The organism is Bacillus sp. FSL R7-0685 (assembly GCF_038002425.1).
Classification (GTDB): Bacteria; Bacillota; Bacilli; order Bacillales; family Bacillaceae; genus Bacillus; species Bacillus subtilis.
This window is the reverse complement of record NZ_JBBOCN010000001.1, coordinates 3,415,011-3,429,338: the sequence shown is the minus strand read 5'-3', so window position 1 is coordinate 3,429,338 and position 14,328 is coordinate 3,415,011. Positions and strand designations below refer to the sequence as shown.

Genomic DNA, 14,328 nt, shown 5'->3' with positions numbered 1-14,328 from the left:
CGCTATACAACCAGAATAAGAGATGCACAGAATAATTAACCATAAACAACCATCATTCCTCGTAGAGTATGAGGAACGAAACTTGATGTTCAAAATACGATTCCAAATGAGGACAGGTTCACAGTAAAAGGGAGGATATAAAAAGTGAGAAAGAGTTTAATTACACTTGGTTTGGCTTCCGTCATCGGGACAAGCAGTTTTTTGATCCCATTTACAAGTAAAACTGCATCGGCGGAAACATTAGATGAAAAGAAACAAAAAATCGAAAGCAAGCAATCTGAGGTTGCTTCCAGCATTGAAGCGAAGGAAAAAGAATTAACTGAGCTTCAGGAAAATCAATCAAAGATTGAAAAAGAACTGAAAGACATTAACGCTAAGGCGCTTGATACAAGTAACAAGATCGAAGATAAAAAAGAAGAAAATGATAAAACAAAAGAAGAAATCAAAAAACTGAAAAAAGAGATTAAAGAAACTGAAGCACGCATCGAAAAACGCAATGAAATCCTGAAAAAGCGCGTTCGTTCTTTACAGGAAAGCGGCGGATCTCAAGGATACATAGATGTTCTTTTAGGATCAACAAGCTTTGGTGACTTTATCTCTCGTGCGACTGCGGTTTCATCTATTGTGGACGCAGACAAAGATTTAATCAAACAGCAAGAGCAGGATAAAGCGAAGCTCGAAGATTCTGAAGCGGATTTGAATGACAAGCTGAAAGAAGTTCAAGCTGCATTGGCTAAATTAGAAACAATGCAAAAAGACCTTGATAAACAGCTTAATGAAAAAGACAAGCTTTTCGACGAAGCAAAAGCAAGCCAAAAGAAAACGGCTAAAGCGATTTCTGAATTAAAATCAGAGGCGTCTGAACTTGCAAATCAAAAAGCAAATACTGAAGCTGAACAAGCACGCATCAAAAAAGAACAAGAAGCAGCGGCTGCTTTGATCAAAAAGCAGGAAGAAGCACAAAAAGCATCTGATGAAACACAAACAGATGACAGTCAAACGGCGACAACTGAATCAGCAAAAGCAAGCTCATCTGATGATTCTTCAGACAATTCTTCTAACAGTTCATCAAACAGTTCGTCAAACGGCTCATCTTCTAAGAAGAGCAGCGGCTCAAACAGCAATTCAGGCGGAACTGTTATCAGCAACTCTGGCGGAATTGAAGGCGCGATCAGCGTTGGTTCAAGCATTGTAGGACAATCTCCGTACAAGTTTGGCGGCGGACGCAGCCAATCTGATATCAACAACCGTATTTTTGACTGCTCATCATTCGTACGCTGGGCATACGCTTCTGCAGGTGTTAACCTTGGGCCTGTAGGCGGAACAACTACTGATACGTTAGTTGGCAGAGGACAAGCTGTCAGCGCGTCTGAAATGAAACGCGGAGACCTTGTGTTCTTTGACACTTACAAAACAAATGGACACGTAGGAATCTACTTAGGAAACGGTACTTTCCTAAACGACAATACATCTCATGGCGTATCTGTTGACTCTATGAGCAATCCTTACTGGAAAAAAGCATTTAAAGGCGTTGTAAGACGTGTTGTTCAATAATAAATATGACAAGGGCCTTCTATAAACAGAAGGCTCTTTCTTTATTAACATATACCCTTTTCGAATACATTTAATCGTGTTGAGCAAAAAAATAGCGTATCACCATGAGATTTTATAGGATATGGGTAAGGAATACGTTTGATGGGGATTCTTATCTTATAAGAAAGAGCCCAAACTTGAAAAGATGGTTTAAGGAGTGAATAGTGTGTCAGAAGAAAAAATTTATGACGTGATTATAATCGGCGCGGGCCCTGCTGGGATGACGGCCGCTGTATACACATCAAGAGCGAATTTATCGACATTAATGATTGAAAGAGGAATTCCTGGCGGACAAATGGCCAATACGGAAGATGTAGAAAACTATCCTGGATTCGAAAGTATCCTTGGGCCTGAGCTTTCTAACAAAATGTTTGAACATGCGAAAAAGTTCGGCGCTGAATACGCTTATGGCGATATTAAAGAAGTCGTTGACGGCAAAGAGTATAAAGTAGTCAAAGCCGGTTCAAAGGAATATAAAGCCCGTGCTGTCATCATTGCTGCTGGTGCGGAATATAAAAAAATCGGCGTGCCTGGCGAAAAAGAATTGGGCGGCCGCGGTGTATCTTATTGTGCAGTATGTGACGGCGCTTTCTTTAAAGGCAAAGAACTAGTCGTTGTTGGCGGCGGAGATTCCGCGGTTGAAGAAGGCGTATATCTGACTCGTTTCGCTTCAAAAGTAACGATAGTTCACAGACGTGATAAACTCCGTGCTCAAAGTATTCTTCAAGCGAGAGCATTTGATAATGAAAAAGTTGACTTCCTATGGAACAAAACCGTGAAGGAAATTCATGAGGAAAACGGCAAAGTCGGTAACGTAACGCTTGTCGATACGGTAACCGGTGAAGAAAGTGAATTCAAAACAGACGGCGTATTCATTTACATTGGCATGCTTCCTCTGTCTAAACCGTTTGAGAATCTGGGCATTACGAATGAAGAAGGCTACATTGAAACAAACGACCGCATGGAGACAAAGGTTGAAGGAATTTTCGCTGCCGGAGACATTCGCGAAAAATCACTGCGCCAAATCGTAACGGCTACAGGAGACGGAAGTATTGCGGCGCAAAGCGTACAGCATTATGTTGAAGAGCTTCAAGAAACGCTGAAAACCTTAAAATAAAAAGGGCTGTCATACGAGTTTCACATTACGTTACTGGGTTTTAATTCCGCTGTAACACATGTGTAATGCTTTTCGGTTATGATTAATAAAGTAATTGACCCCCTTTTTATAATGAATACACTTTTTTGGCACGGATTCTCCAGTTATCCGTGTCCTTTTTTTGTCCATAAATAAAAGATGAATGCCAGTTACAGCAAAATCATCTGAATTAAGGAATGAATATGCTGTAAAATAGAAGAAAAGATTGTCAATGTCTCTTCATTGTGGGAGGCATCTTGAAGCGGTATAATAAAGAGACGATGACAGGACGAAGGTTAGGTGACGTACTTGCAAAGAGTGACAAATTGTGTGCTTAAGACGGATGACAAAGTTCTTCTGCTTCAAAAGCCGAGACGCGGATGGTGGGTCGCGCCGGGAGGCAAGATGGAGAGCGGAGAATCAGTCAGAGACTCCGTCATCAGAGAGTACAGAGAAGAGACTGGTATCTATATCATAAATCCTCAATTAAAAGGCGTTTTTACCTTTATTATTAAAGACGGTGACCACATTGTCTCCGAGTGGATGATGTTTACGTTTGTCGCGGATTCTTATACAGGACAAAATGTATCAGAATCAGAGGAAGGCAAACTGCAGTGGCACGATGTCAATGACATTCAGAACCTGCCTATGGCCCCTGGAGACGGCCATATCCTTGATTTTATGATGAAGGGACAAGGGCTGCTGCACGGCACATTTACGTATACACCGGAATTTGAGCTGCTCAGTTATCGTTTAGACCCGCAGCACATCAAATAGAAAGACAAGTCAGGGGGGAGAAAGATGAGTGTTAGTGAATCACATGATATTCAGCTTGTCATTATAACCGGAATGTCGGGAGCGGGGAAAACTGTCGCGATCCAAAGCTTTGAAGATCTCGGCTATTTCTGCGTCGATAATCTTCCGCCTTCATTGCTTCCGAAGTTTTTAGAGCTGATGAAGGAATCAAATTCTAAAATGAGCAAAGTTGCGCTCGTGATGGATTTGCGCGGCCGCGAATTTTTTGACCGGCTGATTGAAGCGCTGGATGAAATGGCCGAAAATCCGTGGATCACACCGCGAATTTTATTCCTGGACGCGAAGGATTCCATTCTCGTCACAAGATATAAAGAAACGAGACGCTCGCATCCGCTGGCAGCGACTGGCCTGCCGCTTGAAGGCATCGCGCTGGAACGAGAGCTGCTTGAGGAATTAAAAGGCCGCTCTCAAATCATTTACGATACGTCTGACATGAAGCCGCGTGATTTGCGTGAAAAAATCGTGAAGCACTTTGCGACAAACCAAGGAGAGACATTTACCGTGAATGTCATGTCATTTGGTTTTAAATACGGTATTCCAATTGATGCAGATCTCGTCTTTGATGTCAGATTTTTGCCGAATCCGTACTATATCGAAAGCATGCGGCCGCTGACTGGCAAGGATAAAGAGGTTTCCTCTTACGTCATGAAGTGGAATGAAACACAAAAGTTCAATGAGAAATTAATTGATCTGCTGAGCTTTATGCTTCCATCTTACAAAAGAGAAGGAAAAAGCCAGGTTGTCATTGCGATCGGCTGCACAGGGGGCCAGCACCGCTCTGTGACATTAGCCGAGAATTTAGCTGATTATTTCAAAAAGGATTACTATACTCATGTTACTCACCGGGACATTGAAAAGAGAAGCCGGAAATAAGATGGGACAAAAGCCGAAAATCGCAATCTTTGGCGGCGGTACAGGTCTTTCTGTATTGCTTAGGGGCTTAAAGCATAAACCTGTTGACATCACGGCCATTGTAACAGTTGCCGATGATGGGGGAAGCTCTGGCCGTCTGCGGAATGAACTGAAAATTCCGCCTCCCGGAGACATCAGAAATGTGCTTGCCGCTTTATCCGATGTGGAGCCGCTTGTTGAAGATCTTTTTCAGCACCGCTTCAATAAAGGGAATGACTTAACAGGCCATTCTCTCGGGAATTTGATTTTGGCAGCGATGACAAATATAACCGGTGATTTTTTTCACGCTGTCACTGAAATGAGCAAGGTGCTGAATGTAAGAGGAAAGGTTTTGCCGGCTGCCAATGCCAGTGTCGTTTTGCATGCTGAGATGGAAGACGGCCGCGTGGTCTCAGGCGAGTCAACGATCCCGGAATACGGACAGCGTATTAAGCGTGTTTTTCTCACGCCTGAACAGATTGATCCGCTGCCGGAAACAATAGACGTGATCAGGGAAGCGGATTTGATTATTATCGGCCCGGGAAGCCTCTATACAAGCATTCTTCCCAATTTGCTCGTCCCAAAAATCGGGGAAGAAGTGATAAAGGCGCCGGCGAAAAAAGTATACATTTGCAACGTGATGACTCAGCCCGGCGAAACGCTCCATTACACCGCTGCTGATCATGTGAAAGCGCTCAATCAGCATATGGGCTGTGGTTTTATTGATACGATATTAGTAAACAGTGAAGACATTCCCGACGAAATAAAGCGTAAGTACGAAATGGAATCGGCGCGTCCTGTTGATTTTGATATTGAAGAGCTGAAAGCGATGGGGCTTGAAGTCATCAGAGATCAAATTGTAACGTATAAAAATGACGTAATACGTCACGATACACATAAAGTGGCCTCTCTTCTTGTTGATTTACTGAAAGAATGAAGCCTTGAAATGAGGTGGCTATATGTCATTTGCATCAGAAACAAAAAAAGAATTAACGAATCTGGAAGTGAAGGACTGCTGCATTAATGCCGAGCTGTCTGCACTCATTCGGATGAATGGAGCTTTATCATTTACAAACCGCCATCTCGTACTCGATGTTCAAACCGAAAATGCGGCGATTGCCCGCCGCATCTATACATTGCTGAAAAAACAATATGATGTGTCGGTCGAGCTGCTGGTCAGAAAGAAAATGCGGCTGAAAAAGAATAACGTCTATATTGTGCGTTTTTCAGAAAATGCAAAAGCGATCTTAGAGGATTTAAAAATACTCGGGGAGAATTTTGTGTTTGAACGAAGTATTTCGAAAGAGCTGGTCAAAAAGAGATGCTGCAAGCGTTCTTATATGAGAGGAGCATTTTTGGCAGGAGGTTCGGTCAATAACCCGGAAACCTCCTCGTATCATTTAGAAATCTTCTCTCTTTATAAGGAGCATAACGATTCATTATGTGACCTGTTAAATGAGTTTCAGTTAAACAGCAAAACGCTTGAACGGAAAAAAGGCTACATTACCTATTTAAAAGAGGCTGAAAAGATTACAGAGTTTCTGAACGTAATCGGCGCTCACAATTCGCTTCTGCGATTTGAGGATGTCAGAATCGTTCGGGACATGAGAAATTCGGTCAACCGCCTCGTCAATTGTGAAACAGCCAACTTAAACAAAACGATCGGCGCATCGCTGAGACAGGTGGAAAATATTAAATACATCGATGAAAGAATCGGCCTGGAGGCGCTGCCTGAAAAACTTCGGGAAATTGCGCAGCTTCGGATTGATTATCAGGAAGTGACGCTGAAAGAGCTGGGGGAAATGGTAGCAAGCGGGAAAATCAGCAAATCAGGGATCAATCACAGGCTGAGAAAACTTGACGAAATCGCAGAACAGCTGCGGACAGGGCAAACCGTCACTTTAAAATAACCGTAAAGAAAAGGGGAGATCTTATGGTTCAACAGAAAGTGGAAGTTCGATTAAAGACAGGACTGCAAGCACGTCCTGCTGCTTTGTTTGTACAAGAAGCAAACCGGTTTACGTCAGATGTGTTTCTTGAGAAGGATGGGAAAAAAGTAAACGCCAAAAGCATCATGGGGCTGATGAGCCTCGCGGTAAGCACAGGCACTGAGGTTACCTTGATTGCCCAGGGAGAAGATGAACAAGAGGCGCTGGAGAAGCTGGCTGCTTACGTTCAAGAAGAAGTTTAGGTGATAAAAATGAGTGACTTTCTAAAAGACTGCTTTCAGAAAATCGGCTGGGAGAAAGACCATGTCAGCTTCGGCGATCTTCCCCTTTTTCTCAAAGCAATGGCATACCGTTTTCCATTCGAAAACCGTGCCGTACTTGCAAAAGAGAATTATAGGGTAACAAAAGAAGATCTATGGCGCCGTCTGCTCAAAGATCAGCACGGTGGCCTATGCTACGATCTAAATGGTTTCCTTTATTTTGTTTTGCGTGAGGCCGGGTTTCATGTGAAGCTTATTCGAGGAACGGTTTATGCAGGCGATCAAGAGGGATGGGCACTAGAAGGGACGCATGCTGCTGTATGGCTGTCTGCGGAAAACGGCGATTACCTCGTTGATATCGGCTTCGGCATCAACCTGGCGCTCCAGCCGATACCGCTTTCCGGAGAAACGGTACAGTCACCAGTCGGGTCATTCCGAATCAAAAAGGAAGAGACAGAAAAGGGCAGCTATGTTCTGCTGATGGACAAAGGAGAAGGCTGGCAAATTGGGTACGCCTTTACCCTTGAAGAGAGTGATCTCGGTGATTTAGATAACATGAAGGACATCATTCACTCTCATGAAAAATCTCCTTTTAACAAATCCCTGCTTGCCTCAAAGCTGACGCCGAGCGGAAGGATGGTCATGTCAGAGCGCCATTTTACGATTTATGAAAACGGCGGTAACATTCAAAAAAGCGACATCGGCCCTTCAGAATTTGAAGAGAAATTAAATACTCATTTTTTGTAACGTGAAAAGCTTGCAGGTTATCTGCAAGCTTTTTCTTATGAACAAGTGTAGATTGCTGTATCAAATGCGTCTTCTGGGATATACAGTTTTCCCTTTTCGTATTTATAAGGAATTTCATTCTCTTTAAAGCACTCTTTGGTATAGTCAGTTAGTGTATCCCCAATTTCTATGTATTTCCCGGTATAGTTGGGCTGACATGCTGAAAGAATTGACGTCATTGCCAGAAACAGCATGATTTTCTTCATCACGACACCTGCCTATTATGAAAATTTTACCTTTATCATTCTATCATAACAAAAAGAAAAAGACCGATTTACTATTCCGCACATGCTATAATAATTTTGGAATCTTCTAGAAAAATCATCGAGATGTACATATAAGGGGGATCAACGTGTATCGGATTTTGCTTGTGGAAGATGATGAGCGGATTGCTTCTTTGCTGGGCGGTCATCTTCAAAAATACGGATATGAAGTGAAAATTGCTGAACAGCTGAATGATATAAAATTGGAATTTGCAGAAATGAAGCCTGATCTTGTCCTGCTTGATATTAACCTTCCTTTTTTTGACGGGTTTTATTGGTGCAGGCAAATCCGTACCATTTCCAATGCGCCAATTATTTTTATTTCAGCGCGGACTGATGAGCTGAATCAGGTAATGGCGATTGAAAATGGCGGCGATGATTATATCACAAAACCGTTCCATTTAGAGGTAGTGATGGCCAAAATCAAAAGCGTCCTGCGCCGCACATATGGTGAATACTCGCCCTCTTTGCCGCAGGAATCAAGAATAGTGGAGCTTGGCGGGCTAACGATTTATCCTGATCAAAATGAAGCGGAGTGGAACAGCGTCCGTATTCTGTTTTCCCAAAAAGAATTTCAGCTTCTCTCTATTTTTGTGAGGGAGCATAAAAAAATTGTTTCTCGTGATGAACTATTGGAGGCGTTATGGGATGACGTTGATTTTGTCGATGACAATACGTTAACGGTCAATGTCAACCGGCTGCGGAGAAAACTGGAGAATGCAGGACTGACAGATTGCATTTCCACAATCAGAGGACAAGGCTATCAATTTCAAGTCAATCGGAAGGATGAAGCGGAATGTTAAAGACTTATCTCATCGACCGCTTAGCCATTATTCTATTTTCATTATTAGGGATAGGATCCGCCATGCTGATTGCGTATTTAAGCATTATCGAGAGCGGCGCAGAACCTTCCAAAGAAAATATGATGTACATATGGATTTTGCCCGGTACTCTTTTAGCCGCAGGTTTTGCTGCTGATTATGTTCGGCAAATTTCCTTTCTCACCTATGTTAAAAAGCTTGCAGAACAAGCCTCTTCTTCGAATGACATCGGACAGTCTTTGAAAGCCCGAAAGCCAAGAACAGGAGAGCAAGCGCTTTGGACGAAAATGATCAACGCACTCGGGCAGCAATACGAAAGCAGGCTCTCACAATATATCAATCAGCAAAAACAGCATTATACCTTCACCAACCAATGGGTCCACCATATGAAAACACCGGTATCCGTCATATCCTTAATGATTCAGGAAGGAAAAAACGGAACCTCATCCTCTTTTCCGACGTTTTTAGAGGAGCTAGAGGATGAGAATGAGAGATTTCGCCACGGTCTTGATATGATGCTGCAAACGGCTCGGCTGGAGGAATTTGCATTTGATGTAAAGCCGCAAACCTTTGATTTGACAGAAATGGTTCGTTCACTGATCAATCAGGAAAAACGTCAGTTTATTAAACGGCGCCTTTTTCCAACATTACATGTGCCGCCAAATGCCATTCAGATTTCCAGTGATCAAAAGTGGCTTTCCTTTGTTGTTGAGCAAATCCTTTTCAACGCCTTAAAATATTCCAAGCAAGGTGTGGGAGACCCTATTACAATCCGTATTGAAACGCAGGGACATGAGACGCGATTGTCGGTTGCCGACGAAGGAATCGGCATACAGCCGCAGGATCTGCCGCGGATTTTTGACGCGTTTTTTACCGGAGAAAACGGACGAACCATGAAAGAGGCAACTGGAATGGGCCTTTATTTAGCAAAACAGGTGTGCAGTCGTCTCGGCCATAAGCTATATGCGGAATCAAAAGAAGGGGCTGGCACTGTGATGACCATCGTGTTTTCAAGTGACACCCTCGTGAATGTGACAGCATTGTAAGGTTGGGGAGCGGAATTGCAAGAAAGTTCGATGGGAGGATGCTGACTTCCTTTTTATAATAAAGAAAAAGGAGGAGCAGAACATGAACGTGTTGCAAACAACGAACCTATCGAAAACGTACTATTCAAATAAAGGAACAATATCATACCAAGCGCTCAGCGCCTTTGATCTTAGTGTGTCAAAAGGGGAATTTGTCGGGATTATGGGGCCGTCGGGAAGCGGAAAAACCACGCTTTTGAATTTGCTGGCTACCATTGATAAGCCGACCCAGGGCGAGATGATGATCAACGGCATTCAGCCGAAAACGTTAAAGGACCAAGAGCTGGCTTTGTTTCGCAGAAGAGAACTCGGCTTCGTCTTTCAGGATTTTAATCTGCTTGATACGCTGACGATTCGTGAAAATATTCTCTTGCCGCTCGCATTGGATAAGGTAAAGCTGAGAGAAATGGAAGCCCGATTGGATGAACTGGCGGATACGCTGCAAATCAAGCACATTCTCGATCATCGCACATATGAGGTTTCGGGCGGACAGCAGCAGCGGGCAGCCTGTGCCAGAGCGATTATTCACAATCCGGCGCTCATCCTTGCCGATGAACCGACAGGAAACCTCGACTCAAAATCGGCAAAGCAAGTGATGAACACACTGGCTCAGTTGAATGAGGAAAAGGAAGCGACGATTCTGTTGGTTACGCATGATGCCACAGCAGCAAGTTTCTGTAAACGAATTGTTTTTATTAAAGACGGACGTTTCTTTTCAGAGATTCACAGAGGAACAAACAGGCAGGTGTTTTATCAAAGTATATTGGATACCTTGAGTGTGTTGGGAGGCGATTTTCATGAATTTGAGAACTATCGCCCGTAAAAACATTCTTGGGAATCTGCAACGGTATGTGGCCTACTTTTTAAGCTGTGTGTTTGCCGTTTCGGTGTTTTTTGTCTTCACATCATTTATTTTTCATCCTGATGTCAATGAAGACAATATATATGGAGGAAGTCTTGTCAAAACATGCTTGAGCGCAGCTCTTGTCGTCATCATTGTGTTTTGTATATTTTTCATCACATATTCCAATTCAGCGTTTTTGCAGGCAAGAAAGAAAGAGTTTGGGCTGCTAACACTGTTTGGCACATCAAAGCAGCAGCTTCGCAAGATGATTTATTATGAGCAGTCACTTATTTCTCTTGCGGCGATTGCGGCCGGCATTGGAGCAGGCCTGTTATTTTCAAAACTGTTTTTTATGATTATGACATGGATGCTCAGCGTGAAGGTACCGATTTCGTTTGCCATTGTGCCGAAAGCGTTTGTGATGACAATTGCCGGCTTTCTCATCCTGTTTCAGACGCTGCTCATTTTATCACTGGGACGGATTCGGAAGCTGGAAATCATTGAACTGATTAAATCGGCCAAAAAGCCGAAAAGTTTGCCGGTTTATTCGAAATGGCTCACTGTATTGTCTTTGCTATGTCTTGGCAGCGGTTATTATCTATCTGCAACAGCCAATGCCATTGACATGATGTTTCGGGTATTTCCAATTTTGATTTTAGTGTTAGTTGGCACGTATTTCTTTTTTACACAAAGCAGTGTGGCGTTTTTCCGCATGCTGTACCAAAAGAAACACAGCTTCTACAAAGGCACGAATATCATTGTGCGTTCCAACATGATATTCAGGCTGAAGGATCATGCGCGCATGCTGTTTTTAACCTCTGTCATTACAGCGGTCATACTAACAGCTACAGGTGTCATCTATATGTTTTATTCCGATTTACAAAGGCAGGAGGAGCAAAGCATTCCTCAGTCTGTTTCCTGGGTGGAAAAGGATGCTTCCCGCTTTCAGGTCATGAAGCCTGAGACAGCTGAGAATACATTGAAAAAAGCTCATGCTGTTATCAAGTATAAGGTGGATGCCACAGGGATTCCTGTCACTTTTCAGTCAGACTTGCCGTATGGAAATAAGAAGATGGAAGCGGAAGCTTTGCTGATTTCAGAAAAAGTCTATAATCAAGTCGCAAAGGAAAAAGGATTCCCAGTTATTCATTTACAAGAAAATGAATCATTTATTAATGTTTCTTTTCAAATGATGGTGAAAGACACATTTGGAGAAGGGGAAACAGCAGCATTTCATATGAAGTCAGGAAAAACCCTTTCCTACGTCATGAAAAAGCAGCAAAACAAAGGGATATTGATGTCTGTCGATGGAGTCAGCCGTTTATTGGTTGTCAGCGAAAAGAGCTTTGACAGTCTGTCACAGGATGTGCCGCTGAAGGAACAGATGAGAATGGTAGGTTATGAGCTTGAGCATTGGCAGGAGACGGTGGATGTCTCTGAAAAGCTTGAAAACATGGTGCCGAAAGAACATACATCTGATTTTCAAACACGTGCTCCTAGTTATCAAATTGTGAAGCAGGGAGTTGCATTAATGCTGTTTATTGGTCTGTTTGTCAGCGTGCTGTTTTTTATCGTGCAAGGAAGCATGCTGTATTTGCGGATGTTTACGGAAATAGAAGATACGAGAGTGCAGGTGTTAGCGTTAAAGAGGATAGGGGTTACGGACAAAGAGATTCACTCGATCCTTGGAAAGCAAATAGGATTTTTATTCTTCATTCCATTTATCGCAGGTACGATTCACGCCGGCTTTGCGTATGCAGCGTTAAGTAATATGCTGAATTCCAATTTATTTCTTGAGGCCGTAATTGTCATCTTCATTTATTTTGTATTCCAGGCTGTTTATTATATCGTCACCCGCCATATTTATAAGCGTGCTGTTCTTCAGCGTATGTAATGTGAAATCCGGTCTGTTATCAGACCGGATTTTTGATTTATTGAAATTCTCTTGTGAGATTTTTCGGTGTTTGCCCTTGGATCGCTGCGAGCATATTTTCGGCAGCCTGTTTGCACATGTTGAAGCGCACTTTAGCTGTTGCTGAACCGATATGAGGAAGCAGCGTGACATTATCCAGCTGCAGGAGCGGATTATCTTGGGTGACAGGCTCTTTTTCGTATACATCTAAGCCGGCTCCCCTGATCCAGCCTTCCTGAAGAGCGCGAATCAGTGCTTTCTCATCAACTGTCTTTCCCCGGGAAATATTGACGAAAATTGCTGAATCCTTCATCAATTTAAATTCGCGTTCTCCTATCATGTGATAGGTTTCGTCAGTCAGCGGCGTAATGAGAAGAATAAAATCAGATTGCTCCAGCAATGTATCAAGCTCTGCATACTTAACGCCGATGCTGTCTTCTGTTTCTTGTTTGCGATGTCGGTTATGATAAAGCACTTCCATATCAAAACCAAATTTGGCGCGTCTCGCTGCTTGTTCTCCAATTCTGCCCATGCCGATAATGCCTAACGTTTGATGATGAACATCAATTCCGAAAAGCGCTTCCTCTTCCACGGTCCCCCATTTTCCTGCTCTGACAAAACGGTCCAGTTCGGCAACACGTCTGGCGGAAGACAGAATCAGTGAAAAAGCCAGATCTGCAACTGTGTCATCCAGTGTATAAGGTGTATGAGTGCCGACGACTCCTCTTTCTTTCATTGCTTCTATATCGAAGTTATCGTAGCCTACTGATTGGTTGCTGACCACTTTGAGCTTAGGCGCGTGTTCCAGCAACTCACGATTGATTGACGGTCCGGACGTCCCTGATGTTAAAAGCCCCTCCGCTTCTTTTAATTTTTCAAATAGCACGTCACTCGGAAGCGTATCCTCCTGCCATACTTCATAACGGCAATGTTCACCGATGAATGCTTCAATCTCTTCAGGAATCGGTTTTGTGATAAATACAAATGGTTTCAAGAAGGCTCCCCCTTTATGGCTGTTGTCTAATTCATTATATCGGAAATAAATAGATGTTAAAAATATAGCTGCGTTTTTTTAATTTCTGGTTCTTTTGAACTTAAAATGAAGATCGAACAGCTAAATCTGCTTAAAAAAGTTTTTTAATTATCAGAATTCACCCATATTTTTTGTCAGACAAATCATCGATATGCGAACTGCAGCCGGATTATAGGATGCATTAAATATAAATTTTATTATCTTTGAAAGATATAAATGTTTATGTTTTGATTCTACAGTCCAATTATAGTGTCTTTTTTTGAAAACCTTTTCTTGGCTTATTCCTATGCTATAATTCCTTACTGTAAGCTGGGTAAGAAGGCTTGCAAAATCATATGGATGGGAGATGAATCAAATGGTTTCTTTAACATCAATTTTGGAACACAATCAGCGGTTTGTCAGTGAGAAGAAGTATGAACCGTACAAAACGACAAAGTTTCCTTCGAAAAAGCTCGTCATTGTCACCTGTATGGATACAAGGCTTACAGAACTTCTTCCGCAAGCAATGGGGCTTAAAAACGGTGATGCTAAAATTGTAAAAAACGCGGGAGCCATCGTTTCTCACCCATTTGGAAGCGTGATGCGAAGCATACTGGTCGCGATTTATGAATTGCAGGCTGAAGAGGTATGCATTGTCGGCCATCATGAATGCGGAATGTCAGGGCTGAATGCGTCCTCGATTCTTGAGAAAGCAAAGGAACGCGGGGTGGAGGATAGCTGCCTGAATTTGCTGACGAGTGCCGGACTCGATTTGAAAACGTGGCTGACTGGTTTTCACAGCGTGGAAGAAAGCGTTTCCCACAGTGTGAACATGATTAAGAACCATCCGTTGCTTCCGAAAAAAGTGCCGGTTCACGGGCTTGTCATTCACCCTGAAACAGGAAAACTTGATGTGGTCATTAACGGTTATGAAACTGAGCTTATAAACAATCACTCATAA

General features: G+C 42.8%; 15 protein-coding genes. 13 read left to right on the top strand and 2 right to left on the bottom strand.

The window, feature by feature from the left end:
• Positions 1 to 144: 144 nt before the first annotated feature.
• The 8 genes from cwlO to MKY50_RS17850 all read left to right on the top strand — a co-directional run bounded on the left by cwlO (position 145) and on the right by MKY50_RS17850 (position 7,391).
• On the top strand, positions 145 to 1,554 hold the full coding sequence (gene cwlO / locus MKY50_RS17885; RefSeq protein ID WP_041333275.1) for a peptidoglycan DL-endopeptidase CwlO: 1,410 nt from the start codon (positions 145 to 147) through the stop codon (positions 1,552 to 1,554).
• 205 nt (positions 1,555 to 1,759) lie between these two features.
• Positions 1,760 to 2,710, top strand: a complete 951-nt coding sequence (gene trxB / locus MKY50_RS17880) for a thioredoxin-disulfide reductase (protein ID WP_003228139.1) — start codon at positions 1,760 to 1,762, stop codon at positions 2,708 to 2,710.
• Between the two features lie 318 nt (positions 2,711 to 3,028).
• The gene (locus MKY50_RS17875; protein WP_273796507.1) at positions 3,029 to 3,505 is read left to right on the top strand and encodes an 8-oxo-dGTP diphosphatase; all 477 of its coding nucleotides are present in this window, start codon (positions 3,029 to 3,031) and stop codon (positions 3,503 to 3,505) included.
• Positions 3,506 to 3,529: 24 nt separating this feature from the next.
• Complete coding sequence (rapZ, locus tag MKY50_RS17870) at positions 3,530 to 4,417, top strand: RNase adapter RapZ (protein ID WP_003243903.1); 888 nt, start codon at positions 3,530 to 3,532, stop codon at positions 4,415 to 4,417.
• 1 nt (position 4,418) lies between these two features.
• A complete protein-coding gene (gene mgfK / locus MKY50_RS17865) occupies positions 4,419 to 5,372 on the top strand; it encodes a gluconeogenesis morphogenetic factor (protein ID WP_003244450.1) in 954 nt (317 codons plus the stop codon).
• A 22-nt stretch (positions 5,373 to 5,394) separates the two neighbouring features.
• Positions 5,395 to 6,345, top strand: coding sequence for a DNA-binding protein WhiA (gene whiA, locus MKY50_RS17860; RefSeq protein WP_003243775.1), 951 nt, complete (start codon positions 5,395 to 5,397; stop codon positions 6,343 to 6,345).
• A gap of 23 nt (positions 6,346 to 6,368) precedes the next feature.
• Positions 6,369 to 6,626, top strand: a complete 258-nt coding sequence (locus MKY50_RS17855) for an HPr family phosphocarrier protein (protein WP_003219835.1) — start codon at positions 6,369 to 6,371, stop codon at positions 6,624 to 6,626.
• Entirely contained in the window at positions 6,627 to 7,391 is a 765-nt protein-coding gene (locus tag MKY50_RS17850) for an arylamine N-acetyltransferase family protein (RefSeq protein WP_341117045.1), read from the top strand.
• A gap of 35 nt (positions 7,392 to 7,426) precedes the next feature.
• Here MKY50_RS17850 and MKY50_RS17845 read toward each other — a convergent pair whose 3' ends face one another.
• Positions 7,427 to 7,636, bottom strand: coding sequence for a lipoprotein (locus tag MKY50_RS17845; RefSeq protein ID WP_003243327.1), 210 nt, complete (start codon positions 7,634 to 7,636; stop codon positions 7,427 to 7,429).
• Positions 7,637 to 7,782: 146 nt separating this feature from the next.
• On the opposite strand from MKY50_RS17845, the gene psdR reads away from it, so the two are divergent.
• The 4 genes from psdR to psdB all read left to right on the top strand — a co-directional run bounded on the left by psdR (position 7,783) and on the right by psdB (position 12,337).
• Positions 7,783 to 8,496 (top strand): two-component system response regulator PsdR, encoded by a 714-nt coding sequence (psdR, locus tag MKY50_RS17840; RefSeq protein ID WP_003244535.1) that lies wholly within the window; start codon positions 7,783 to 7,785, stop codon positions 8,494 to 8,496.
• Entirely contained in the window at positions 8,490 to 9,560 is a 1,071-nt protein-coding gene (gene psdS / locus MKY50_RS17835; protein ID WP_327842573.1) for a two-component sensor histidine kinase PsdS, read from the top strand. The genes psdR and psdS overlap by 7 nt, the downstream gene beginning before the upstream one ends.
• Before the next feature lie 82 nt (positions 9,561 to 9,642).
• Positions 9,643 to 10,422 (top strand): lantibiotic ABC transporter ATP-binding protein PsdA, encoded by a 780-nt coding sequence (gene psdA, locus MKY50_RS17830; RefSeq protein ID WP_003228167.1) that lies wholly within the window; start codon positions 9,643 to 9,645, stop codon positions 10,420 to 10,422.
• Positions 10,397 to 12,337 carry a lantibiotic ABC transporter permease PsdB gene (gene psdB / locus MKY50_RS17825; protein WP_341117043.1) on the top strand — a complete coding sequence of 647 codons (1,941 nt, stop codon included), beginning with the start codon at positions 10,397 to 10,399 and terminating at the stop codon, positions 12,335 to 12,337. Before psdA ends, psdB begins: the two co-directional genes overlap by 26 nt.
• Positions 12,338 to 12,374: 37 nt before the next feature.
• Here psdB and MKY50_RS17820 read toward each other — a convergent pair whose 3' ends face one another.
• Complete coding sequence (locus MKY50_RS17820; protein ID WP_029725971.1) at positions 12,375 to 13,349, bottom strand: 2-hydroxyacid dehydrogenase; 975 nt, start codon at positions 13,347 to 13,349, stop codon at positions 12,375 to 12,377.
• A gap of 385 nt (positions 13,350 to 13,734) precedes the next feature.
• On the opposite strand from MKY50_RS17820, the gene MKY50_RS17815 reads away from it, so the two are divergent.
• Complete coding sequence (locus MKY50_RS17815) at positions 13,735 to 14,328, top strand: beta-class carbonic anhydrase (protein WP_010886620.1); 594 nt, start codon at positions 13,735 to 13,737, stop codon at positions 14,326 to 14,328.